19 protein-coding genes are annotated in these 22987 nt (G+C 53.6%); 8 read left to right on the top strand and 11 right to left on the bottom strand.

Annotated elements, in window-relative coordinates; translation table 11 throughout:
- Positions 1 to 15: 15 nt before the first annotated feature.
- Entirely contained in the window at positions 16 to 894 is an 879-nt protein-coding gene (locus tag FH871_RS22810) for an alpha/beta hydrolase family protein (protein WP_138993739.1), read from the top strand.
- Positions 895 to 1080: 186 nt separating this feature from the next.
- Positions 1081 to 1482 (top strand): response regulator, encoded by a 402-nt coding sequence (locus FH871_RS22805; protein WP_138993738.1) that lies wholly within the window; start codon positions 1081 to 1083, stop codon positions 1480 to 1482.
- Between the two features lie 213 nt (positions 1483 to 1695).
- Here the strand turns inward: FH871_RS22805 and FH871_RS22800 are convergent, their stop codons facing one another.
- The 3 genes from FH871_RS22800 to FH871_RS22790 all read right to left on the bottom strand — a co-directional run bounded on the left by FH871_RS22800 (position 1696) and on the right by FH871_RS22790 (position 4399).
- Positions 1696 to 2286, bottom strand: a complete 591-nt coding sequence (locus FH871_RS22800) for a hypothetical protein (protein ID WP_138993737.1) — start codon at positions 2284 to 2286, stop codon at positions 1696 to 1698.
- 19 nt (positions 2287 to 2305) lie between these two features.
- Positions 2306 to 2824 carry a hypothetical protein gene (locus FH871_RS22795; protein ID WP_229317499.1) on the bottom strand — a complete coding sequence of 173 codons (519 nt, stop codon included), beginning with the start codon at positions 2822 to 2824 and terminating at the stop codon, positions 2306 to 2308.
- Between the two features lie 240 nt (positions 2825 to 3064).
- Positions 3065 to 4399 (bottom strand): DUF2254 domain-containing protein, encoded by a 1335-nt coding sequence (locus FH871_RS22790; RefSeq protein WP_138993736.1) that lies wholly within the window; start codon positions 4397 to 4399, stop codon positions 3065 to 3067.
- 550 nt (positions 4400 to 4949) lie between these two features.
- Here FH871_RS22790 and FH871_RS22785 point away from each other — a divergent pair.
- Positions 4950 to 5885, top strand: coding sequence for a DUF4595 domain-containing protein (locus FH871_RS22785; protein WP_138993735.1), 936 nt, complete (start codon positions 4950 to 4952; stop codon positions 5883 to 5885).
- Positions 5886 to 6126: 241 nt separating this feature from the next.
- Here the strand turns inward: FH871_RS22785 and FH871_RS22780 are convergent, their stop codons facing one another.
- Positions 6127 to 8541 carry a PAS domain-containing protein gene (locus FH871_RS22780; protein WP_138993734.1) on the bottom strand — a complete coding sequence of 805 codons (2415 nt, stop codon included), beginning with the start codon at positions 8539 to 8541 and terminating at the stop codon, positions 6127 to 6129.
- A 216-nt stretch (positions 8542 to 8757) separates the two neighbouring features.
- Between FH871_RS22780 and FH871_RS22775 the strand changes: the two genes are divergently transcribed.
- Positions 8758 to 9900 (top strand): putative sensor domain DACNV-containing protein, encoded by a 1143-nt coding sequence (locus tag FH871_RS22775; protein ID WP_138993733.1) that lies wholly within the window; start codon positions 8758 to 8760, stop codon positions 9898 to 9900.
- A gap of 129 nt (positions 9901 to 10029) precedes the next feature.
- The gene (locus tag FH871_RS22770; protein ID WP_114406907.1) at positions 10030 to 10389 is read left to right on the top strand and encodes a hypothetical protein; all 360 of its coding nucleotides are present in this window, start codon (positions 10030 to 10032) and stop codon (positions 10387 to 10389) included.
- A gap of 20 nt (positions 10390 to 10409) precedes the next feature.
- On the opposite strand, the gene FH871_RS22765 is transcribed toward FH871_RS22770, so the two are convergent.
- The 5 genes from FH871_RS22765 to FH871_RS22745 form a co-directional block, all read right to left on the bottom strand.
- On the bottom strand, positions 10410 to 11876 hold the full coding sequence (locus FH871_RS22765) for a glycoside hydrolase family 32 protein (protein ID WP_229317509.1): 1467 nt from the start codon (positions 11874 to 11876) through the stop codon (positions 10410 to 10412).
- A gap of 186 nt (positions 11877 to 12062) precedes the next feature.
- Entirely contained in the window at positions 12063 to 13781 is a 1719-nt protein-coding gene (locus FH871_RS22760; RefSeq protein WP_138993731.1) for a RagB/SusD family nutrient uptake outer membrane protein, read from the bottom strand.
- A gap of 112 nt (positions 13782 to 13893) precedes the next feature.
- Complete coding sequence (locus tag FH871_RS22755) at positions 13894 to 17052, bottom strand: TonB-dependent receptor (protein ID WP_138993730.1); 3159 nt, start codon at positions 17050 to 17052, stop codon at positions 13894 to 13896.
- 49 nt (positions 17053 to 17101) lie between these two features.
- Positions 17102 to 17995, bottom strand: coding sequence for a carbohydrate kinase family protein (locus tag FH871_RS22750; protein WP_138993729.1), 894 nt, complete (start codon positions 17993 to 17995; stop codon positions 17102 to 17104).
- A gap of 42 nt (positions 17996 to 18037) precedes the next feature.
- Positions 18038 to 19363: a sugar porter family MFS transporter gene (locus tag FH871_RS22745; RefSeq protein ID WP_138993728.1), complete on the bottom strand. Its 1326-nt coding sequence runs from the start codon at positions 19361 to 19363 to the stop codon at positions 18038 to 18040.
- 283 nt (positions 19364 to 19646) lie between these two features.
- Between FH871_RS22745 and FH871_RS22740 the strand changes: the two genes are divergently transcribed.
- The 3 genes from FH871_RS22740 to FH871_RS22730 all read left to right on the top strand — a co-directional run bounded on the left by FH871_RS22740 (position 19647) and on the right by FH871_RS22730 (position 22085).
- Positions 19647 to 20081, top strand: coding sequence for an antitoxin Xre/MbcA/ParS toxin-binding domain-containing protein (locus FH871_RS22740; protein WP_138993727.1), 435 nt, complete (start codon positions 19647 to 19649; stop codon positions 20079 to 20081).
- A gap of 2 nt (positions 20082 to 20083) precedes the next feature.
- Positions 20084 to 20551 (top strand): RES family NAD+ phosphorylase, encoded by a 468-nt coding sequence (locus FH871_RS22735; protein ID WP_138993726.1) that lies wholly within the window; start codon positions 20084 to 20086, stop codon positions 20549 to 20551.
- 190 nt (positions 20552 to 20741) lie between these two features.
- Positions 20742 to 22085, top strand: a complete 1344-nt coding sequence (locus FH871_RS22730) for a Gfo/Idh/MocA family protein (protein WP_114406913.1) — start codon at positions 20742 to 20744, stop codon at positions 22083 to 22085.
- A gap of 8 nt (positions 22086 to 22093) precedes the next feature.
- Here FH871_RS22730 and FH871_RS22725 read toward each other — a convergent pair whose 3' ends face one another.
- Both FH871_RS22725 and FH871_RS33490 read right to left on the bottom strand, forming a co-directional pair.
- Positions 22094 to 22684, bottom strand: coding sequence for a YdeI family protein (locus FH871_RS22725; protein WP_138993725.1), 591 nt, complete (start codon positions 22682 to 22684; stop codon positions 22094 to 22096).
- A 3-nt stretch (positions 22685 to 22687) separates the two neighbouring features.
- Positions 22688 to 22792 carry a hypothetical protein gene (locus FH871_RS33490; RefSeq protein WP_229317497.1) on the bottom strand — a complete coding sequence of 35 codons (105 nt, stop codon included), beginning with the start codon at positions 22790 to 22792 and terminating at the stop codon, positions 22688 to 22690.
- Between the last annotated feature and the right edge of the window lie 195 nt (positions 22793 to 22987).

Genomic DNA, 22987 nt, shown 5'->3' with positions numbered 1-22987 from the left:
TGACTAAAATTATCCATGAATCCATTTCGTTACTTTCTCTTTTTTAGCTTGTTGCTGGTCGGCTTCGTTTCGTTCGGTGCCAAAGTCGATTCGCTGGACATTCCCAGTGCCGTGATGCAGAAAACCCTGCGCGCGGCTGTGGTATTGCCGAATTCCTATGCCAAAAGCAAAGCCGCTTACCCGGTTTTGTACCTGCTTCACGGCGGGGGTGGGCGGTTCAGCGACTGGCTGTCGAGTACGCCCGACAAAATGCTGCTGCACAACCTGGCTGACCAGTACAACCTGATTATCGTAACCCCGGAGGGCGAAAACCTGAGCGGGTACCTGGACAGTCCGTTTCAGAAAGACAGCCAGTTTGAAACCTACCTCACGAAAGAAGTGCTGGCGAAAATCGACCAGACGTACCGCACGATTCGGGATCGAAAAGGGCGTGTCATCACGGGCCTGAGCATGGGTGGCCACGGGGCGTTGTATCTGGCGACGCGCCACCCGGATCTCTACTGTGCCGCCGGGAGCATGAGCGGGGCGCTCGATCTGAACCCGACGCACTGGCGGATTACGCCCGAATTTGCCAAACAGATTGCGCCCCGGTTTGAGCGGATTCTCGGTCCGCTGGGTAAAACGCCCGATCCGTATGCCGATCATTCCGTGGTCTTTATGGCCGATAAAATGAAAGCCAACGGACTGAAACTGATCATCGACTGCGGGGTGGATGATTTTCTGATCGAGCCCAACCGGGAGTTACACCGGCGGCTGGTCTACAACCAGACTCCCCACGACTACACCGAACACCCCGGCGGGCATACCTGGGACTACTGGGAAAACTCGCTGCCCTACCACGTTTTGTTTTTTCACAAGGTATTGAAAACGAATGGCGTGACGGTTGCGCAATAGTATCAAGGTATTTGAAGGGTTGAGTGAGCCCAACCGGCCTTTCAAATACTGCCTGGAGTACCGGTCTTCATAATAGGTCGAACAAATCAGCCGGAAACGAGTTTAGAAAAAAACGAGTTTTTCTCGGTCCTGGGAAAGTGCGACAACGCCCCTGTTGTACAGGCGTCTGCCCGTTAACAGATTCTTATGAAGCCACTTGTATTGGTAGTTGACGACGATGAAGATGACTTGTGGCTGATGCAAAAAGCCATGTTACAGATTGGCGGCACCTGCCAGCTCAATCCGTTTAGCGATGCTGCCAGCCTTCTAACCTACCTGGACAGTGCCGTGACGGTTCCCAGTCTGATTTTAATCGACTATCACCTGCCCCGGATGGACGGGCTGGAACTGACGGAATTGCTCCGGTCAAGACCGGCGCTGAAAACCGTTCCGTTTGCGTGGATGAGCTCCGAAATCGACCCCACCTGGGAGGTTCGCTGCCGGGAACTGGACGTTTCCTGGTGCTGGGTCAAACCGACCGACTACACGGCCTGGCAGCAATTTGTCCAGCAGATTTGTGGCCCCCTGTTTGCTTCGCAATCAGGATAGGTTGCGGTATTGGGAATTTAGAGGCAACTGGCGAAAGTTCTAGAGTGGACCAATTGATTTTAAGACGAAACAACTACCGTTGTAGTAGCTGTCTATTTTTCATAATCCGGCGTAGGCCAGAACACTGACAACGAATCCTCTTCCAATGCTCTCCCACCCCTTCAAAAGCCAGTTACCCAACATTTCTAAAACATCTGTCATGATTTCTGCCTTTTAAGGATTGACTGTTTGCTGGTTGTCGGTCGTTAAATCAGGCAGGACCGGCGTGGGGGTGTAGATCATCACCAGCGTTCCTAGGCGCTTGCCCGGTGCCATAACCGGGGCTGATAGTTGGTAGGCTTCCTGCTTGGTGAAATACACATTCTCCTGCTGGAGCAGACTGGCCGGAAAACGATCCGCAAACGAAATTCCCTGATTCTTCTTGTTTGTCGAGATTTTAACGTTGCCCGTTGGGTCAACCAGCAACATCTCTTTCACACCACGGTCTTTGACCAGCGCGTTAAAGTAGGCATTGATTTCGCTCTCTTTGCCTTGCCCTAAAGCATTTCCTACCGCCCAGGCAAACGTTTTCATGCCAAACATCAACTGCTGCCGATCGCTGGCCAGTTGGTTATTTTGGGCTGTAGTATACAAGGTGTTGCGTTCAGAGGTTACCTGCCGGGTCAACTGCCAGTTCCGGTACAGCAAATAACCCGCTCCACCGATCAGAAGGATGATAACCCCATAAAGGATAACCCTTGAATTTAATCCAGTCGTTCTCCGGTCTACTGGATTGGCCGGTTTTGCGTGTTGATCTGTATTCATGGTGTTTATATAGTTTAGCTTAAAAATTCAGTCGGGCACCCACTCCACCCTGCACATGCGTGTGCAGAATAGAAGGTACCAGTTCTGAGTAAGCGCCGATTTCGGCAAAAAACGACAGGGGCTTATACCCCCGATCCAGAAAATATTCGAACCCCAGTGTACCCACCGCACCCAGTGACACATTTCTGACGTTCACCTCCGCCGTTCCGGTCTGCCCACTTTGGAGGGTAACCTCCTGCAATCGGTAATACCGGCGGTTGTTTAGCTGACCACCCAGCCCATAATACAGTTGGACATTCCGACTGTTGCCCAATCCCGTGCGCCAGAGATAGAGCAGGTTGGCCGACCAGCCAATGTCTTTATAATAACCCTGGCGGTAGGCGCGATCGTGATCCCAGAAAGCCCCATAGGTTCCAACGTTTATTTCGAGGGCATTGCGGTTATTGCGGAAGTAATTGCGTACCATCACACCACCCGGTTCACCCATTCGGGCACCAATCGCCAGACGGGTCGGTGCCCTGTATAGCTGTGCTTTCATCTGCAGGGCAGTCATACAAAGTGTAAGGATAAGGAAAGCGGCTCTCATGGTAATTCGTTGAGTTTATGGTTTGTGAAAAAGCCGTGGAGGCTAACCAACAGCCTTTTGGTGCTTGTCTGTTACCAGAGAGAACTTCGAAAAACTTAAAGAAAGCTTAGGGCAACCTTAGAATTCAATTAGAATCCATAACTGAGTCAAAGAGAACAAGTTCTGATTTACGTAATGCATGAGAAAATGGGATCAGTTTGACCAGGACCTTGCCATTTCATGATACAAAGTCTGAACTTGCCGCTTTTCATAGGGGGTTGTCAGCGTCTGTTCCGCATATTGCAACAGAAGGTGCGCCTGTTCCCGAATGAGGGCTTTTCGATCATCGTCCAGGCACTGGTTACCGACTAAAGCCAGCGCGCGCATCAAACGCCGGATTACCGCGTGATTTCCTTTGGCATTGATCCGGATCAGATCGAAGGTTTGCCGGAGGTAATGATCAAAGCCAACGGGCCGAATCAGGATATGAAGTTGCCCGTTGGCGGTGCGAAACGGCTCCGGAAAATTTCGGGATGCCAGTCGCTCCATAATGGCACCTGCGTAGTCTATCGCCATAACAGCAGTCGTCGTATCGTTAATGCCGGGAGAAAGTGCTTTCAGGGCAATGTCCACCAATTGTTGAATTCCAAAGGCGACATCCTGTTCGATGTTGCGATGGCGGCCGATCGCTATTTGATCCAGTAATTTATGAAGATGGTTGGAATCGAAGATACCGGGCTTTTCGCCGTTGGAACGTATACTGAAAAGCAGTGCTTTTTCGCCAACAAAAGAGCCAATGGTCTGCTCTACACGCAGTAAGGCCCGGTGGTCGATCGCCCAGCGAAGTACCTCATCCAGGTCGATGTGCTGAATGTAGCCCGATCGTGTGGATAAAACCGGTTGCCAGCCGGACTGGGTCTCGGCATGGCGCCAGCGAGCATCATCCCCAAGGATTGTTTCAACCGGTTTTTCAGATTCACCAGGAAATAGCGCATCGATTACCTTGATCGTTTCGTGGCTGATGTGTTCCACAATCGTACCCGTCTGCAGGGATTCGGCGATGTGATGAATAAAAAAAATAAGGGCGGCCACGCCCCCCAACGCCAAGAGCAATCCCATCAAAACCGCGGTTGATGGGACAAACTTTTGTTCTTCGGTGCCGCGAATGGTTCCGAGTACGATGAGACAGTAAGCAAATACACCAACAAAATAACCCATAACGACCTGATTGCTGCGGTCGCGCATGAAATTGCGGAGCACTCTGGGCGAATATTGGCTACTGACCTGCGTAATGGTCGAGAGGGTCAACGAAAAAACCAGGGCAGCGACCGTTAACATGGATCCGGCAATGGCCGTTAACATGCTCCGGGAGCCTTCGGCCCCTGCACCGAATAAGAGCGGAAATCGCTTGGCGCCATCAAAGGACGTTTCAGCATCGAAGGTGATCAATCCGTAGGCCATTCCAAAGGAGGCAAATACCATGAGCGTCGGAACGAACCAGAGCGACTCCTGCAAGGATTGCCAATACTGATAAAGTCGGATTTGCATTGTACGGGAGTGCTCTGAGAAAATAAGTACCGAAGCTTCAACGCCCTCACTGGTGACACTGTTGGTTTTAAAAAATCAACGTTATCATAGTGATTCTGGCGTTGGGCTCTCTTCCTAAACTAAAAAATCCAGAAACTGTCCCGAAACTCAAATTCTGTAGACCCCAGATAGGTATTCTCAGTATTATACATTGAAGCCCGATACATGCCGGTTTGAAGGCGTCAGCCGAATCAATACAGCATGTAATGCGGTTGGGTAATTGAGCCAAAATTTACGGTTTGCACGGCATGAATCGGAACAGCGCCGGTCTCGACCGGCGCTGAAAAGCGTGCCATTGGCCTGGATGCGTTCCGAAATCGATCCAGCCTGGGAGGTTCGCTGCCGGGAACTGGATGTTTCCTGGTTCTGGCAAATCTACATGGATCGTAGAAGCTCCTTTCTGCTACTTATTCACCCATGGCTACCTGCTGTTGATTGGGTGTAGTCGGGCGATTTGGACAGCTATACCTTTGTTGCGTTCAATCAATCAAACACAACAAAAACAACTATAATGAACCAGTTAGTGAAATCGTGTGCTATTGTTTTAGTTAGTCTAAGTGTAGCAACAGGCTTAACCTCCTGTGACAAAAACCAGGTAGTAGGTCCCCTGACACCAGCGGCCAAACCAACCGACCGCGAATCGGTAATGACCAACAGCCAGGTCCAGATGCGCAAGCAGTATCAGGTGAAGAAAATAGACGGGTCGGACTCGCAGGGAAACGCCCACCAAATCATCTTTCAATATCCGCGGGAAGGAGGAAAGGTAGCGACCGTGCTCCGGGGTTCCTCCCAACGCTTCGATTATACGTACGATAACAAAACCATTACGGCAACAATTTCTAAAAACAACAACGGTACTTTTCAGAAACAATCCGTATGGACTTATAAGTTGGATGGCGGTGGTCGGTGTTACGAGGCCAAGTGCCTCAATTTCAGTATGGACGGACAGCCTGGTAGCTATGAGCCGGTGTTGACTTATCACTACAATGGGGCAGGCAAATTGGTAGCCATCAAAGAAAATGGCAATAATAAGGTTGTCTTGACCTATAATGCGGAAGGTGATTTGATTAAAACCGTTAGCGAGCAGGACTTTGAGACGACTTTTTCTTACGATAAAGTCGGCCCCTACGCGGGCAATTTGCAATCGACGGGTCCTGGTGGCCAACCTTGGACAGGTTTAGTGGCGGATAACCTACCGCTCAACCCCTGGAATCTGTCTTACATCGATGAGTTTCAACCCATTTTTGGGAAGCTACGGACGCACCTTCCCCGACGCTATCAGACCCGCTTTATCCCGACGAATACGATCGGTTTTGATTGGTCATATGGGTATATCCTGAACGAGGACAATCAGGTTGTAGAAGGCAATCGGATTACGAACCAAGGCCTCACCATGAAGGACATTTATACCTACAATGTAACCCAACTTAACCAGGGTCAGCAGTAATTTCCCAAGCCGAACAAGCTTTTCCCATCCCTAAACGTTGGTCTTTCGAGATTTAGGGATGGGAAAAGCGTTTTTATGGAGTAGGGGTATTTCTGGCCTGGTATCAGGTTTGTAGGATGGGCATATTTTGCCCGATACTGACTACCTGCTTCAAGGTAACCAAATCGGCATCTGCCAAAGCGAGTGGGATTGCGATACGACTCTTACCACAATGCTAATCATTTATTTTAGCACGAATCACTCACACCGGCAGATAAACCCGAAACGTGCTGCCCTGCCCGGGCTGGCTGTGGGCGGTGATGGCTCCGCCATGGTTCTCGACTACTTTCTGGCAGATCGCCAAACCCACGCCCGTGCCGCTGTAGACCGATTTTCCGTGTAAGCGTTGAAACACTTCAAAAATCCGGTCGGCGTGTTTTTCGTCGAAGCCAATCCCGTTGTCGGTGACGCTGATCAGGTGGTAGTGGCTGGCCTGCCGGATGGGGCGGACACTGGCGGGCAAATCAGAAGCAGACCGTTTCGCGTAGCTGATCTGAACGGCGGGCGCGGAGTCCGGTCGTCTGAACTTGATGGCGTTGGATAACAGGTTCTGAAAGAGCTGCCCCAACTGAGACGCATCGCCGTTGATCGTCGGCAAATCGTCGCTTTGGATCACGGCCCCGGCCTGCTGAATCTGCCATTCCAGCGTTTCCAATACCTTCGTCAGAATGTGGGTCAAGGAAACCGGATCAAAATTCTGTTGGCGGGTCGAAATGCGGGAATAGGCCAGCAAGTCCTTGATTAACTCCGACATGCGCCCCGCCGACGATTGCATGCGGTTGATCAGATCCAGGCCATGGTCGCCCAGGTTCGAGGCATACTGGCTTTGCAGAAGGCTGCCAAACGACTGAATTTTGCGCAGTGGTTCCTGCAAATCATGGGACGCCACGTAGGCAAACCGCGTCAGGTTTTCGTTCGAGCGGAGCAAATCCTGGTTCGATTCTTTCAGTTCCCGCGTCCGCGCCTGAACCTGACTTTCCAGTTCGGCTTCGATTCGTTTCTGTTCGTGAATGTCGGTGGCCGTTCCGACCCAGAGTGTGATGGCTCCGGTTTCGTCCCGAATGGGCAGCGCCCGGTTCAGATGCCAGCGGTACATGCCATCGGAACCCCGCCGGTAGCGGTTTTCGACCACAAACACCTCCCCGGTTTTGAGCGACTTAAAATAGGTTTCCAGGGTACAGGGCAGGTCGTCGGGATGCACCACGGCCTGCCAGCCCCAGGCTTTGGTTTGCTCATAATCCAGCCCGGTATAGGTGTACCATTGCTGGTTGTAAAAATTGACTTCCCCCTCGGGCGTATTCGTCCAGGTCATGGGTGAAATGGCCTCCAGAAGCGTGCGAAACCGCAATTCACTGGCTTCCACGTTCCGGCGGGCCAACACCTGTTCGGTTACGTCAATGGCAACGTCCAGAATCGCATACACCTCACCGTCGGCATTGCGCAGCGGTTTGTACGTAAAATTGAAATAGTAAATGCCGGGTTTACCGTCCACCACCAATCTGGCTTCAGATTCCTGCGACGAAAATTCAACACCGGTTCGGTAGACCTCATCCAGAATATCCAGGAACGGTTGCCCTATCAGCTCAGGAAGGGCTTCCCGGAGCGGTTTTCCAATAACCGTATCTCCTTTCCCCCAAAACTTCAGCATCGCTTCGTTGGGCAGTTCAACGATCATATCCGGGCCAACAAACAGGCTCATGGCTGCCGGTGCTTCTTCGATCAGGTTGCGAAACCGCTGTTCGCTTTCTTTCAGTGCCATTTTTGCCTGGACCTGAGGAGTTACCTCGGTAGCCAGCACCATGACGTCGGTGATGTGCTTCCCGTTTTCCCGCATCGGGGCATAGGCAAAATTGAAATAGGCGTCTTCCCGTTGACCGTTGCGCTGCAGTTGTGCCAGCGTTTCAAACCCGTAATGGGGAACGCCCGTTTCATAAACGGTTTTCAGTAATTCGATGAATCCCTGATCCTTGAGTTCGGGCAGGGCGTCGGACAGGGGATGATTAAGAATGGAAGCATCTTTTCCCCAGAGCTCCAACATCGCGTTGTTGACGGTGTCAATTACCAGATTTTCGCCACTCAGAATGCTGATGGCTACCGGAGCCTGGGCAATGAGGTTTCCAAAATGCTCGTCCACCCGTGCCGTTCCTTCGGCCGTGCTGTTGCCCCCCGGCAACGGATACGCCCGACCGGTTTTCGACAAGTGCGTATGCCCAAAAAAATGCAGCCAGCGTCGCGCAGTCTGTTCGGTGATCTCCTGCATGGAGCCGATCAAGCGAATCGCTTTGCCATCCCGATGCTGGATGTAGCCCCGGTCGTGAATGATGGCGTAGGTTCCATCGGCCCGCCGAAACCGGTATTCCTCCGACCAGTTGAGGCCCCCCTGATCGATGATGCGGTGAAGACCGGTCACCATCCGTTCTTTATCCTCGGGATGAATGTAATCATGCCAGGACTGGGGCCCGACCCCGGCGGGCGGCATATCATGGCCGAACAATCTGGTGTAGCCCTCGCTCCACCAGACGGTATTGGTTTCGAGGTTCCAGTTCCAGACAGTATCCCCGGTTGCCCTGCTGAGCAACTCAACCCATTCATTTCCCGTTCCTAAATCCGTATTCACAAGTAAATTTCTTCGCTCATATACGTAAAATACCCTTAAAAATAACCAAATGTAGCTGAATTATCAGGGATTGCGGCCATTTCGGTAGTCCGTTCAATAGGCTTTTGGAAAAGGGTTTTGGAATAACCGGATGATATTCCGGCCCGGGTGTTTTCAAATCGGGAACTAAAAAGCGGCTTTCGAATCTTTTCAGTGCAATATTGCTTATTTTAGACGATGTACGCTGAATCAACTTATCAGGCGGCCCGGCTGGTTTCGGGAACCATAGAAACCTATTTTGCCCATCATTTTGCGACGGCAACCCGCAATGGCGGGGAGGACACCGGGCATCAGCCATATGCACCGGAAATCGAGGCCATGATCGATACGGCTTTCTGGGCCAGCCTGCGACACGAAGAAGGGGTTTCGCCCAAAGTGACGCTGGCCTTTTTGCCCCCCGAACAAGCGGGTGAACCCCTGATTTTTGGGTATCGCCTGCGGTTTACCCCCGCCGTGCTGACCAAACTGGCCCCCGCCGTCGAGCGCCCCGGCATTCATCTGGGCGTCTGGCACGAAAACGAAGAATTGTACATCTGGGGAACCACCCGCGAAATTCCGGGCAACTGCCTCGTGCTGGAAGTGATCGAACCCGGTCTGCTCGTCATCAAACACCGGCGGATGGACGGTTTTGGCAAGTTTGTCAATGTCGCCATTCTGAAAGGCGATCAGATTAAAATCGTGGACGAAGGCACCGCCCGGGCGCCCGATTGTCCGGATGTCGTCACGTCTATGCTCGGTTTCAAACTGCCGTCATTCTGGAACGATTCGATGAACATTCTGGTGCAGTTGGCGGTTTCCATGCGGGCACACGGCCGGGGCGGTTCGCTGCTGGTGGTTCCGTCGGTCAGTCAGTCCTGGCGTGATTCCATTCTTCAGCCTATTTTGTATCCGGTGGTGCCGGTGTTTTCCCGGCTGGCGGATCTGTTGCAGCAGGAATCAGACGCGGCCAGCCAGAACGTATGGCGGGGAGCGGTGAACCTGGCCGTCGAGGCCATTGCCGGCCTGACGTCGGTCGATGGCGCGACCATCATCAACGATCGCTACGAAGTGTTGGGATTTGGCGCCAAAATAGGCCGTTCCGAAACCACCGACCGGGTGGAGCAGATCATCATGACCGAACCGGTTATTGGCAATAAACCCGCGAAGGTGCAACCCACGCAGACGGGCGGAACCCGGCATTTGTCGGCAGCTCAGTTTGTGTTCGACCAACGGGATGCTGTGGCGCTGGTGGCCTCCCAGGACGGTCGTTTTACGATATTTACCTGGTCGGAAACCTACGGGATGGTACACGCCCACCGGGTCGATTCGCTGTTGTTGTAAACGATAAAAACCGCTTACAATAAGCGGTTTTGTACCGGTTGCTAAACTTATGTAACGATTTATTAATACAAGTTACTTGTATTCTGCTTTTCTACTTATTTTAGTAAAACCTCACGTTATCTCTGAAGGATGCTCCACCGTCCCAAACCGAATCGCTATTACCTCATTCACAATGAGCCCGTCCTGCTGACCGAAACGCTTCTGAAAGAACTTCAGCCGCCCAATCGTCCCCAGCCCATCAAGCTCACCAAACCCTGGCTCATCGCTTTTGGCTACTGGCCGGACCCTTCTGCCAACTCCTGGATCTTTGAAGATTCCCGACTCATTCCGGGCATGAATTGCTGGCTCTGTGTGCAAACCCGCCGGTATCTCCAGTACGTCCACGAGCTTCAGGATTTGTTTGAAGAAGAATACGAATACACCGAACTGCGGCTCCGGACCGATCCGAACAAGCTGCACCTCCCGACCATTCGCCAGCAGTTGGCGTAACGTATATCTTCCAAGCGTTTCTACTTTACCGAAGACGTCAGCTTCGTGTATTCCAGGGTCGGAATGACAATTCCCGATGCCGATTTGATAACGAGTTTAGTCAGATCCGTGTCCGGGAAAAAGATGTCCGTCATCACAGTCAGTCCGCCATCGGCAAACAGCTCGACCGAAGCCACATCGACCAGCAGCGTGAGCGAAATCTGCGGATCGACCGACAAACGCGGAGCCGTATGCCGCTTGCCAAAGCCTTTTTCAAAACCGGTTTTTCCCGCTTTGCTCCGGTCAATGTAGTACACATTCGCGGTTTTATCATACCCGATCACCACCTCATTCCCCTGTTCATTGGCCAGCACAAGGGCAAAATCGCCGGCGGTTTTGGTGGTGAGTTCCAGCCTGAACAGGCCCGATTCATTCCGGGTTTTGGCCGTCAGCTCATACCGGTCTTTTACCGTCAGGTCGTTGACCAATACGGTTTCCTGATTCAGGGCGCCGAGTTCTTCCACCGGTACCGACGTCAGAAATAAGTCCTTGTTCACTTCTTTCAGGCCCAGTTCACGCGGCACCGTGGTAGCACTGCGCCAGGCAGTGGTCGGCACGACGTTGGCATACTGCCAGTTGCTCATCCAACCCATGAGAACCACGCGATTGCCGGTATTGGCAAACGTCACCCCGGCGTAATTATCGGTTCCGTAATCCAGCCACTTCGTTGCGGTGGAATACGGTTTGAAGGTTTTTCCGTCGAAATCGCCCACGAAATACTGGGTGGCCGAGCCGCCATTGGGGCCGCCGGGGTTGATGCTCACCAGCAACGTCCAGACGGTTTTGCCGTTGTGGGTCAGCGGGAACAGATCCGGGCATTCCCAGACACCGCCGTGCGCACCGACGGTGCTGCCAAACTCGCTTTCCCGGGTCCAGTTTTTCAGGTCGGGGGAGGAATAAAACGTGATCCGGTCTTTGGTCGCCAGCGTCATGATCCACTTCTTCTGCGGTTCATACCAGCGCACTTTCGGATCGCGGAAATCGGAAATGCCGGGATTGGGCAACACCGGGTTTCCGGCGTATTTGGTCCAGGTTTTGCCTTCGTCGAGGCTGTAGGCCAGGCTCTGGTATTCGTGTTTGCCCGTCTTCTGTTTTTCCAGAACCGGGTTGTGGTGCGTAAAAATGGCAACCAGGGGCGTCTGTCCGTTTTTGCCAAAACCGGTCGTGTTGTTCACATCGACCACCGCACTGCCCGAAAAAATATACCCCAGACTATCCGGGAAAAGTGCAATCGGCTGTTCCTGCCACCGCACCAGATCCTTGCTGGTCGCGTGACCCCAGTGCATCGGCCCCCAGGTGGTGCCGTCGGGGTAATACTGAAAAAACAGGTGATAGGTCCCGTTGAAATACACCATTCCGTTGGGATCGTTCATCCAGTGCGCCTTGGGCGAAAAATGATACTGCGGACGATGGGGTTCCGGACTTGCCGCAACGACGGGTTGATTCATCTGGCTAAAGGAAAAGGAGTTGCTCAGGAGCAACATACCAACGAAAGCGAGCAAGTTATGCATACGGATAGGATTTGTCAATGTACAAAATAGGATGCATCGGGCGGCAGATGGGGCCGGAAGGGGTTGCCGAAGCAAAACCGAATCCCGGCCGTCATCCACCTTTCACATAGGTATAGCACTCGGTTAAAATCCGGGGTTCTGCTTATACAGACCCTTCGTAAAATTGATTTCGCGCTGCGGAATCGGCAGGTATTCGTCGCGACCTGCCGTGAACTTGGCTCCGCTCAGAAACGACCGCCGGGTTTTTTCTTTGGCAATGTAGGCATTCAGCGTCGGCTCGGCAATGCCCCAGCGAACGAGGTCGAAGAAGCGCGGACTTTCGGTGGCAAACTCCAGCCGCCGTTCAAATTGCAGGGCTTTCCGGGCATACGCCTGTGTCCAGTTCGTGGCCGCATACGGTTTGATCAGGTAGTTGGACGGGTTGGTGCCGTCCGCTTTCTTCGTGCGCCCGGTGCTGGCGGCTGCCCGCGCCCGGATTTTGTTGATCAGCGGTAAGGCCAGCGCCGGTTGCCCCAGTTCGATGTAGGCTTCGGCCTGCCAGAGCAACACGTCGGCATACCGGATGATGTCGATGTTTTTCGATGTACCGATAAACGGCCCCTGCTTTTTATAGGTCGAACTGGTCGCGGCCTGTTGCTCTTTCATGCTCTGGAAAAAACCGTAGACACCCGGATCGCGCACCCAACTGTTGCTGAAGAGAATGGCCGGATTGTACTTGTACGGATGGCCGTCGATGCCGATGGTGTGGTCCACGCGCGGGTCGACGGTGGCGGTTTTGAAATCGATGACCGCATCATTGAACGTATCGAGTTTGGGCAATCCGTTGGCGTCGGTTCCGAAGGCGTTGGCGAGGTTCTGGCTGGGCTGGTGAAAACCGCAGCAGCCGTATTGCGGAGCGCCGTGGGGGTAGTTCAGGCCGGTTTCAAAGTTGAGACGCCCCACCGTCGTTCCGTCGTTGATTGAATACTGAACCGCAAAAACCGACTCGACACCGTTGTCGAATTCCGGCAGGAAGTTTTCCGCAAAATCGGGTTGCAGGTTATACTGGCCCGAGTTGATCACCAGATCAGTCAGCTTTACCACTTCCTGCAATTTGGTTTTGTTGATATTGACCACCTTGTTGTTATCGTCCTGTTCATAAGCCTGATACAACCGCAGTTTGGCCAGATACGCAGCCGCCGACAGTTTGTTGGCGCGGCCCACCTGCGTCTGTTTTTCGGGCAGATTATCCACCGCAGCCTGAAAGTCCGTCGCAATTTTATCCCACAACTGGTCATTGGTCATGGCGCGATTCGAAATGGTCAGAATTTGTTCGTTCGACAGCGTTTCATCGATGTACGGAATGTTCTTGAACAGCATTTTCAGCATGAAATGCGCGTGTCCCCGCAAAAACCGCAACTCTGCCAGGCGGGTTTTCCGCTCCGGAAAGCTCGCATCGGTCAGGGCCGTGATGGAACGCAGGGCCACGTTGGCGCGGGAAATGGCCTTGTAATAATTCTCCCAGGTATACGGGTGATACAAACCGCCCCCCTGCTGGGGCTGTGTCAGGTTGTGCTGCTCGTAGAAGTTGATGTCTTCCAGATCGGCCACCCCGCCACCGCCTTTGTAGGCATCGTCGGACCGGATGCTGCCGTAGACCCACATGCTGGCGATGGGGCCGATCATTTCGCCGTTGCCAATGGACGCATAAGCCGCCGTGACGAGCGCATCGGCATTCGCGGCACTCTTGACATTGTCGGACGAAAGTGTGCCCTGCGGCTCATAATCCAGGAAGTCCTTGCACGCGGAAGTCAGTAGCGTTCCGGCGGCAATCAGAAGGAGGGAAAGTGCTTTATTTTTCATGATTTGAAGGCTTTTGAGCGGTTTTCGGTATTCGGTTTACCGTTTTCGGCGGGCTGACGCGTTCTTGTTCGTGCATCAGCCAACCGTAACCGTATACCGAAAACCGTAAACGTTAGAATGACACATTTAAACCAAAAGTGAACGTACGCGGTACGGCGACGGCGTTGACATCGACCCGCTCCGGATCGGGACCCAGGAAGGTTTTGCTTTTCAGCCAGAACACGTTCTCGACCATTCCGTACAGGCGCAGGCTCGTCAAGCCCACTTTCCCGATCACATCTTTGGGAAAGGTGTAGCCCACCTGCACATTCCGGATCTTGAAATACGAGGTGTTGACGTTGAAATAATCCGAGGTGCGCGTCTCGTTATTGCCATCCGACAGCGTCAGCGACGGAATGGTGGATGCGGTATTCTGCGGACTCCAGGCGTTGAAAACCCCCGGCCCGACGTTGTCGCGTCCGCGGATGAAGTTGTTGTAGAATGTGTAGGAGTCGAAACCGGTCCGGCCCGCAATACCCGATCCAAAGACCGAGAAATCGAAGTTTTTGTAACCGAGGTCGATGCGCGTTCCGTATTCCAGACCGGGCAGCGTGGTGCCGAAAAACTCCTGATCCAGCGCGTCGATTTTATCATCGCCGTTGAGATCGCGGTACCGGATTCGGCCCGGAGCGGCTCCCACCTGCGTCGCGTGGCTGGTCACTTCTTCCTGATTCTGGAAAATACCGTCGGCGCGGTAGCCGAACAGATCCAGTTGCGAATGCCCGATGATCGTCGTAACCGCATTGCCCGCAAAAGCTGAGCGAACTTCTTCCGGTAAAACCGTTATTTTGTCGCGGAACCGGGCAAAATTTGTTGAGATGCTGTAGGTGAAATCGCCGATGGGTTTGCCAAAATAGGCCAGCGAAAGTTCGAAGCCCTTGTTGGTTTTGGTAGCGCCGTTCACAAATTTTAACTGTCCTTCGCCCACCGCCGATGCGACGGGCGGCTTGATCAGAATGTCTTTGGTTCCGCGGGTGAAGTAGTCAAACGATCCTGCCAGACTTCCGTTCAGGAAGGCAAAATCCAGCCCGACGTTCAGTTCGTTGGTAGTTTCCCACTTGAGGGCCGTATTTTCACCCTGCGTTTGCACAAAACCCGACGGCAGGGTTCCCGCACCGGCCCCGTTCAGATCGTAGGCCGTTCCCACGTTCCAGTATTGATCAAAAAAACCGTTGTGACCATTCGGCACCTGCGACGCCAGGGTTCCGTAGCGGGGTTCGAACAACCCAAACCGGGCCAGATCCCCGATGTCCTGGTTGCCAATCCGACCCACACCCGCCCGCAGTTTCAGGTTGCTGATGGCCCGGACGTTGCTCATGAACGCTTCCTTGTCGATCCGCCAGCCCACCGATGCCGACGGGAAAAAACCGTAGCGGTTGTCGGCACCAAAGCGCGAAGAACCGTCCCGGCGCAGGGTCACAGCCGCCAGGTAGCGATCCGAAAAACCGTAGTCGATCCGGGCGAATTGCGAGAGCAGGCGGCTGCCCGTCGACGTCCCGTTGCTGCTGGCGTTGCCCGACGCGGCACTCAGCACAAAGAACTCTTCCGATTGAACGGCGAAGTTTTCCCGGTACGACGTCACGTCGTTCAGATTATCCCGGATGGCTTCAACCCCGGCCAGCAGTTTGAAATTATGGTCGCCGAGCGCGAAATTGTACCGCAGGGTATTGGTCCAGGTCAGACTCAGAAACTTGTTGGTGTTGAGTGTGAGGCTGTTGAGCGAGCGGGCGATAAAACCGTTCTGGAACGATTGCTCGATGTTTTTGTTGGAATACCCCGCATTGTCCATCCCCAGTGACGACCGGAAAACCAGACCGGCGAGGGGTTCGATTTCGGTGAATACGTTGCCAAACACAAACGTCCGGTTGATCTTATCCCAGCGGTTGATATACTGCATGAACAACGGGTTGTTCCGGTCGGAGTAGCCCGAGCCGATGGGTCCGGCATAGTCACCGGTTTTGGTATACACCGGGATTGTCGGAGCCAGCGTCACGGCCAGACCGGGGGTTGGTGCCCCGCCGAGATCGGTTGCAATGGGTGTTTCGCGGGAACTGGTCATTTGCAGATTCACCCCGAATTTGAACCGGCCGTCGAATTTACTGGTCAGCCCGTTGATGCGGCCCGTCAGCCGGTCATACCCCGTGTAACGCAGCATCCCCGAATTATTCAGATAGCTTACATTGACCAGAATCGAGGAGGTTTTGGTTCCGCCCGTAATCGTCAGGTCGTTGTTGGTGACATAACCCGTTTTGTACATCTCTTTTTGCCAGTCTGTATCACCCGCCGGGACATTCTGGTCACCCCCCACGAACGGTTTGACGGTTACGCTGTTCAGGACCGGATTCTGGAAGTTTTTGTTCCAGTCGAAACCGTAGATATCGCCGTAGCCGGAAGCCGGATCGACGCCGTCGTTGACCGACGCCTGCCAGAGCGCCCGCCCGCGATCCACGGCGTTCAGCATCTTGAACCGTTGCGGTTTTTCGGTTTGCGCCGAGATGCTGGAATTGAACTGAACGTTCAGCTTGCCGTCGGAATTGGCTCCGTTTTTGGTCGTCACAATGATGACGCCGTTCGATGCCCGCGACCCATAGATGGACGCCGATGACGCATCTTTCAGCACCTGAATCGACTGAATGGCCGTGGGGTTGAGGCTCTGGAACACCTGCGACCGCTTGGTGGGCATCCCGTCGATGATGTACAGCGGGTCGTTGTTTCCCAGTGTATTGGCTCCGCGAATCAGAATCCGGCTGGCGTCGCCCGAGGGCGTTCCTGATTTTTCAATGTACAGACCCGGCACGCGGCCCTGCAAAGCCTGCATGGGATTCCCGGAACTGGTGTTTTTGGTGGCCGCTACCTCGATAACGGCGATGGCCCCGGTCAGATCTTCTTTTCGGGCGGTGGTATAGCCCAGCACGACCACTTCGTCGAGTTGCCCGCCGGACACCAGCGAAACCGTCACGGTAGCAAGTCCTTTGACCGGCACTTCCTGGGCCAGATAGCCGATGAAAGACACCTGAATGGAGGTCGAACTTTCCGGGATTGTGAGCGAAAATTTGCCTTCCGCATCCGCCGAAGTACCGGTTGTCGTTCCGGGAACGACGATGCTGGCACCCACCAGCGGCTCGTTATTTTTGGCATCCAGGACGGAGCCCGAGAGCTTGCGCTGGGACCAGGCCAACGGTCCGATCAGCAACAGGGCCGTCAGGATAAAAAGCGATTTTCTTAAGTTCATGGGAGTACGTTTTAAAATCATAGGAATCAGGATGGTAGGGAATACAGCGTTAGATCAGTTCTTTCCAGAAGGCATTTTTGACCAGTATTTCTTCCGAAACCGGGGGCGTGGCACCCCGTTGGGTGGCGACGTACGCACCGGTCGCACAGGCAAATTCGAGGGTGGTTTGGGCGGTTTCGCCCTGCAGCGTTTTGTAGAGAAAAGCCGCCAGAAAAGCGTCGCCACTGCCGATGGTATCTTCCACCTCGACCGGAAAACCGGGTTGGTGGACAAAGCCGGTTTCGTCCAGCAGAAAGGCTCCTTTTTCGCCGAGCGTTACGCACAGTTTTTCGAGGTTAAACCGCTCCCGAAGTCCATACATCGCCGATTTGGCGTCAGTCGGTCCGCCGAACCAGCCGGTAATTTCGCTCAGTTCGTGTTCGTTCAGTTTGGCGATGTCGGCCTGTTGCAGCAGTTCCAGAACGGTTGCCGGTTCGTAATGGGGAGCGCGAAGGTTGACGTCGAAGACTTTGCGGGGTGCCACCGCCAGCAGAGCCAGCAGCGTTTCGTGGGTTTGCGGACTGCGGGCGGCCAGACTGCCGTAAATGAAAAACGCGCTTTGCTGCACGGTTTTGAGCAGCCCCGGCTCCAGTTGAATGTAGTCCCAGGCCACGGGCTGGACAATTTTGTAGGTCACCTCGTTGCAGTCGGAGATGTTGGCTTTGGCAACACCCGTCAGGTGCGACTGCCCGGTCTGGATGCGGTCGAGCGGCAGGCCTTTCTGCGCGACGAATTCCAGCAATTCGTGTCCCAGTTCGTCGTTCCCCACCCGGCTGATGAGTTGAGCATTCAGGCCGAAATTGCGGAGGTGGACGGCGACGTTCATCGGCGCTCCACCGGCCTGTTTACTGGTGGGCAATACATCCCAGAGAATTTCGCCGAAGCAGGTAATGAGAGGTGTCATTGGAATAGAGCGTAATAAGGTGAGGGAGTGATTCGGGTGCTGTTAATGGACGACGAAAGTCTTTTCGATTTGCTCCAGGCTGGTGCCTTTGGTTTCGGGCATCAGCCGCACGACAAAAAGCAGTTGCAGCACCATCATGGCAGTGAAAAAGAGGAAGGTGTTTCCTCCGCCGAGTTTTTCGGCCAGATACGGGAACGTGAAGGTGATGATGGCGGCCATCAGCCAGTGCGTGAAGCTACCCAGGGCCTGCCCGCTGGCGCGGACTTCGTTCGGGAAGATTTCGGAAATAAATACCCAGATCACCGCGCCCTGCGAAAAGCCGAAGAAAGCGATGTAACCAAAGAGCAGAAACGGCACTGTCATGCCGCTGAAATCCTGTACGTAGAAAGCGCGCGCGACCAGTCCCAGTGTCAGGATGAGACCGACCGAGCCAATTTTCATCAGCGTCCGGCGGCCAAACCGGTCGATCAGGTTCAGGGAAATCAGCGTGAAAATGAGGTTGATCAAGCCAATACCGGCAGACGACAGCAGGGCTGAACTCTTGCCGAGACCCGTCATTTCGAAAATCCGGGGGGCGTAATAAATGATGGCGTTGATGCCCGAAACCTGATTGAAAACCGCAAACAAAACCGCCAGCGTGATCGGCGTTTTGTAGGTTGACGAAAACAGCCGGGCTTTCGTTTGGGTCTGGGCGGCACTCAGTTCCAGCGCCAGCAGCGTTTGCCCCGCCGTTGCCGGATCGATCATGATCAGCACGTCGCGGGCTTCTTCCACCCGGCCTTTCTTGAGCAAAAGCCAGCGCGGACTTTCCGGAATATTGAGAACCGCCATCAGGAAAATCAGCGAGGGCAACGCCTGAACACCGAGCATCCACCGCCACGATTCGGCCCCCATCCCCGCCAGCAGGTAGTTGGAGAGGTAGGCAATCAGAATGCCCAGCACGACATTGAACTGAAACAGTGCGACCAGCCGTCCACGGGATTTGGCCGGGGAGATTTCGGTGATGTACATCGGTGCCGCCACCGATGACGCGCCGACCCCCAGACCGCCCAGAAACCGGAACACCAGAAAGAGATTCCACTCGGGCGCCAGGGCCGTTCCGATGGACGAAACCAGATACAGAACGGCGATCCAGAACAGGGTCTTTTTACGGCCCAACCGGTCGGCGGGAATCCCGCCCGACATCGCACCAATGACGGTTCCGATCAGGGCCATCGAAACCGTCAGGCCGTGTTCCCATACGCTCAGGCCCCATAACGATTGCAGCGATTGTTCGACGCCCGAAATAACGGCGGTGTCGAATCCGAACAGAAAACCGCCCAGTGCGGCTGTGATGGACCAAAAGAAGATGCGTTGTTTTTGACTCATGTCTGACAGGGTAAATCCCGGTTAAATGCCGATCATGAACCAAAGCTACCGAAAGCCACCGGAGCGGACTTTCGGGAATTGTTCTAATTATTTCAAATTAAGTACTACTGTTAATGTGTTGATTTGCAGGTATTTGTGATTATTTTTAGAAATAACTTTTCGATTTTGTTACACGGTTTTTTGAATTTGATTCAGGGGAGATGGGGTGAGTGGTGAGGGATTAAAAATGGAAAAATTGTCAAAGTGAACTTGTATACTTATCTTAGTGAAAAAGTTCACTCGTATGGCTACCGTCGCTTCCACTCCGGGTTCTTTTCGGAATCAACTCGTTCCATCGCGTTCGTTTACCGAGCAGGAGATTATTGCGCGCAGTCGGCAGGGGGTGCTGCGGTCGGAAGCCGATCGGGTGGCTCAACTTGTTGGCCTGACCGACAAAGAGGTTGCTGCGGCTTTGGGTTTATCCGCCAGTTACCTGCATCGTCAGAAAACCGACCAGCGGATCAGTCAGGACGCTTCCGAGCGGTTGCTGCTACTCGAAAATCTGCTGTACCATGCGCTGGATACGTTCGATCAGCGGACGGCAACGGTTTTGGGTTGGCTTCGTACGCCATTACGGGAACTGGACAACCAGACTCCGCTGCAAACCCTGGATACGGTTACGGGCTATACGCTGGTTGATCGGGTGTTGGGTCGGATCGATCACGGTATTTTCGGATAGGTATGGCGTTGGTGTATCGCGTTGTCCGCCAGAAATACGCCGACCGGCCTTTGGATGTGGCAGGAACCCGGCTGAACGGCGGTCGCTGGAATCCACCCGGTGTCGGTATCCTCTACACCGCCGAGCATCCTGCGCTGGCTCTGGTCGAAATCCTGGTTCATATGCCGCAGGTACCTTACGAACACTTGCCGACCTATCGTCTCTTCACACTGGAAATTCCTGAAAATAGCCAGCGCATGGTGAAGCCGGAGGAGTTGCTGCCGTATTGGAACGAAAACACCTATGCCAGAAGCCAATACCTCCTTCAGGATTGGCTGACAAAACCGGATACGCTGGCTTTGGGAGTTCCTTCGTCGGTATTACCAGCCGGAATCAACTACCTCCTGCACGTCAGTCATCCCCAGTTTGCCGACATTCGAATCATTGCAGAATCGGATCTGGTGATCGATCCCCGGTTGCGGAATGGGTGATGTCCTGCCAGCTTTCCATTTTGTCCGGGTCTTAAAGTCGATAAAAGCGTAAGCCGAATGGTGAAAACCACTAGCAAAGACAGTATTTTTCTTTACCAGTTGGCTTCTTTATACTGTACTGGATAGCTGGAGTTTTCAACGGTTTTGGCCAACGTATCAGCATCCATCAATCTTAAGCAATCTGTTTTCAATGGAGAACTCCAGAAGAGATTTTATCAAAAAAGCCGCGTTAAGCACCGCCGGAATCACCTTTGGCGGAATGGCGACGGGTCTGTCGGCCAAAAGTTACGCCAAAGTGATCGGGGCCAATGAGCGGCTGAACGTCGCCATTGCCGGGCTGGGTCGGCGGCTGGGGGCCTATTACGAGCCTATTTCGAAAAAAGACAGCAATGTCGAACTGGTGTATTTGTGTGACGTCATGCAAAAACAGCGGGAAGCGGGGCTTCAGAAATTTTCGAAGTTTATCGACTACAAACCGAAGCTGGAAAACGACATCCGGAAGGTGATTGCCGACAAAAATGTGGACGTGCTCATCAACGCGACGCCCGACCACTGGCACGCACCGGGTACCTGGCTGGCTGTTCTGGCGGGCAAACACGTGTACGTCGAAAAACCGTGTAGCCAAAACCCCCGGGAAGGTGAAATTCTGGTCGAAATCCAGAAAAAATACGGCAAGATCATTCAAATGGGCAACCAGCAACGCTCGGCGCTGGAGTCGATCGACGTGATCAGCCAGATTCACAACGGCGCCATCGGTACCCCTTTCAAAGCCGTTGCGTTTTATACCGCCAACCGGGGCGAAGTACCGCTGCCGAAGGCGGCCCCCGTTCCGACCGGGCTGGACTGGGATCTGTTTCAGGGCCCGGCCCCGCGCCGGCCGTATACGCACGACACCTGGGATTACAACTGGCACTGGTATGGCTGGCACTACGGAACCGCCGAAAGCGGCAACAACGCGACGCACGAACTGGACGTAGCCCGCTGGGCGTTGCAGGTAGAATTTCCGGAACACGTAGCGGTTGAAGCCGCCAAACGGCATTTTCTGGACGACGGCTGGACGATGTACGACACGATGGATGCCACCTTCCGGTTTCCAGGCAATAAGATCATCAAGTGGGACGGCAAAAGCCGGAATGGGTATAAAACCTACGGCAGCGACCGGGGCACCGTCATTTACGGCAGCAACGGCAGTGTGTACGTCGACCGCGACGGCTACCGGCTTTACAACCGCGAGGGCAAGATGGTGAAAGACAGCAAATCGAAGGGTTCGGAAGCCGGAACAGCACTGGGCGGTGGCGGTGACATGTCGACCCGGCACGTCGTGAACTTTTTCAACGCCATTCGCGGGAAAGAAAAACAGAATTCGACCATCGACGATGGTGCCAAGAGCACGCTGCTTTGCCATTTGGCCAACATTTCCTTCCGGACCAACAAGGCGTTGGAGATCGACTCGAAAAACGGCCACATCCGCGACAAGGAAGCCATGAAACTCTGGAGCCGGGAGTACGAAAAAGGCTGGGAACCACCGATCTAAGCAATTTGCTATTTTGGTTTCGGAAAATTGGCTTTGAGGTTGTCAGCGGCCAGTCGAACGGTTTCGTCGATTCTTTTTTGCCGGGTTTCCATTTTTTTTGCGTTTAGAATCCATTCTAAAATCCCGCGTTTGGCAGAACGGGCAAACTTGTTCCAGTTCTCGAACGCGGGATTGTTTTTTTCAAAGGCGGCTTGCAGGTCTTCGGGAATGGTGAGGTTCTCAACGTCGTCCAGGGCGGTCCAGGTACCGTTTTGTTTGGCGAGTTCGATGGCCTTCAAACCCGCTTCGGCGATCCGGTTTTGCGCGTTCAGCCGTTCGACTTTTTCTTTGTTTACCCGGCTCCAGTTGCTTTTCGGGCTGCGTCGGGCAAAAAACTGGTAGTAACTCTCGGCGTCCCGCGTATTGGCTTTGCTGTCGATCCAGCCAAAACACAGGGCTTCGTCCACGGCTTCCGAATAATACACGCTCGGCTTACCGGTTTCCTTTTTGAAGATGATGAGCCAAACCGATTTTTCGGTGGCGTGGTTTTGTTCCAGCCAGGTTCGCCAGTCGCGCTGGCTGGGGGCATAGAATGTTGGGATACCGTCTTTTAGCTCCATGATCTATCTCAACTGTAATTTCATACCTTCGTGGGAGTCGACAAAACCGAGTGATTCGTAAAACCGGATCGCATCCGGGCGTTTTTTGTCGGTGGTTAATTGAACCACGTGCGCCCCTTTGGAGCGGGCGCGTTCAATGGCGTAGTCGAGGTGCCCAGCTTGTCATCGGAGAGCATTTTTACAATCTCAATCAGGTCAGATTCGGTGGCCAAACGGTAGGTAATTTCCATATATTTGTAGAGACTTCGTTTGACACAAAAATCGACGATTGCCTGGATTTTTACTCATAAAATAGCGTTGTTT

The sequence above is a fragment of the Larkinella sp. C7 genome (assembly GCF_006149005.1).
GTDB lineage: Bacteria > Bacteroidota > Bacteroidia > Cytophagales > Spirosomataceae > Larkinella.
This window is presented reverse-complemented; position numbering and strand designations above follow the sequence as displayed.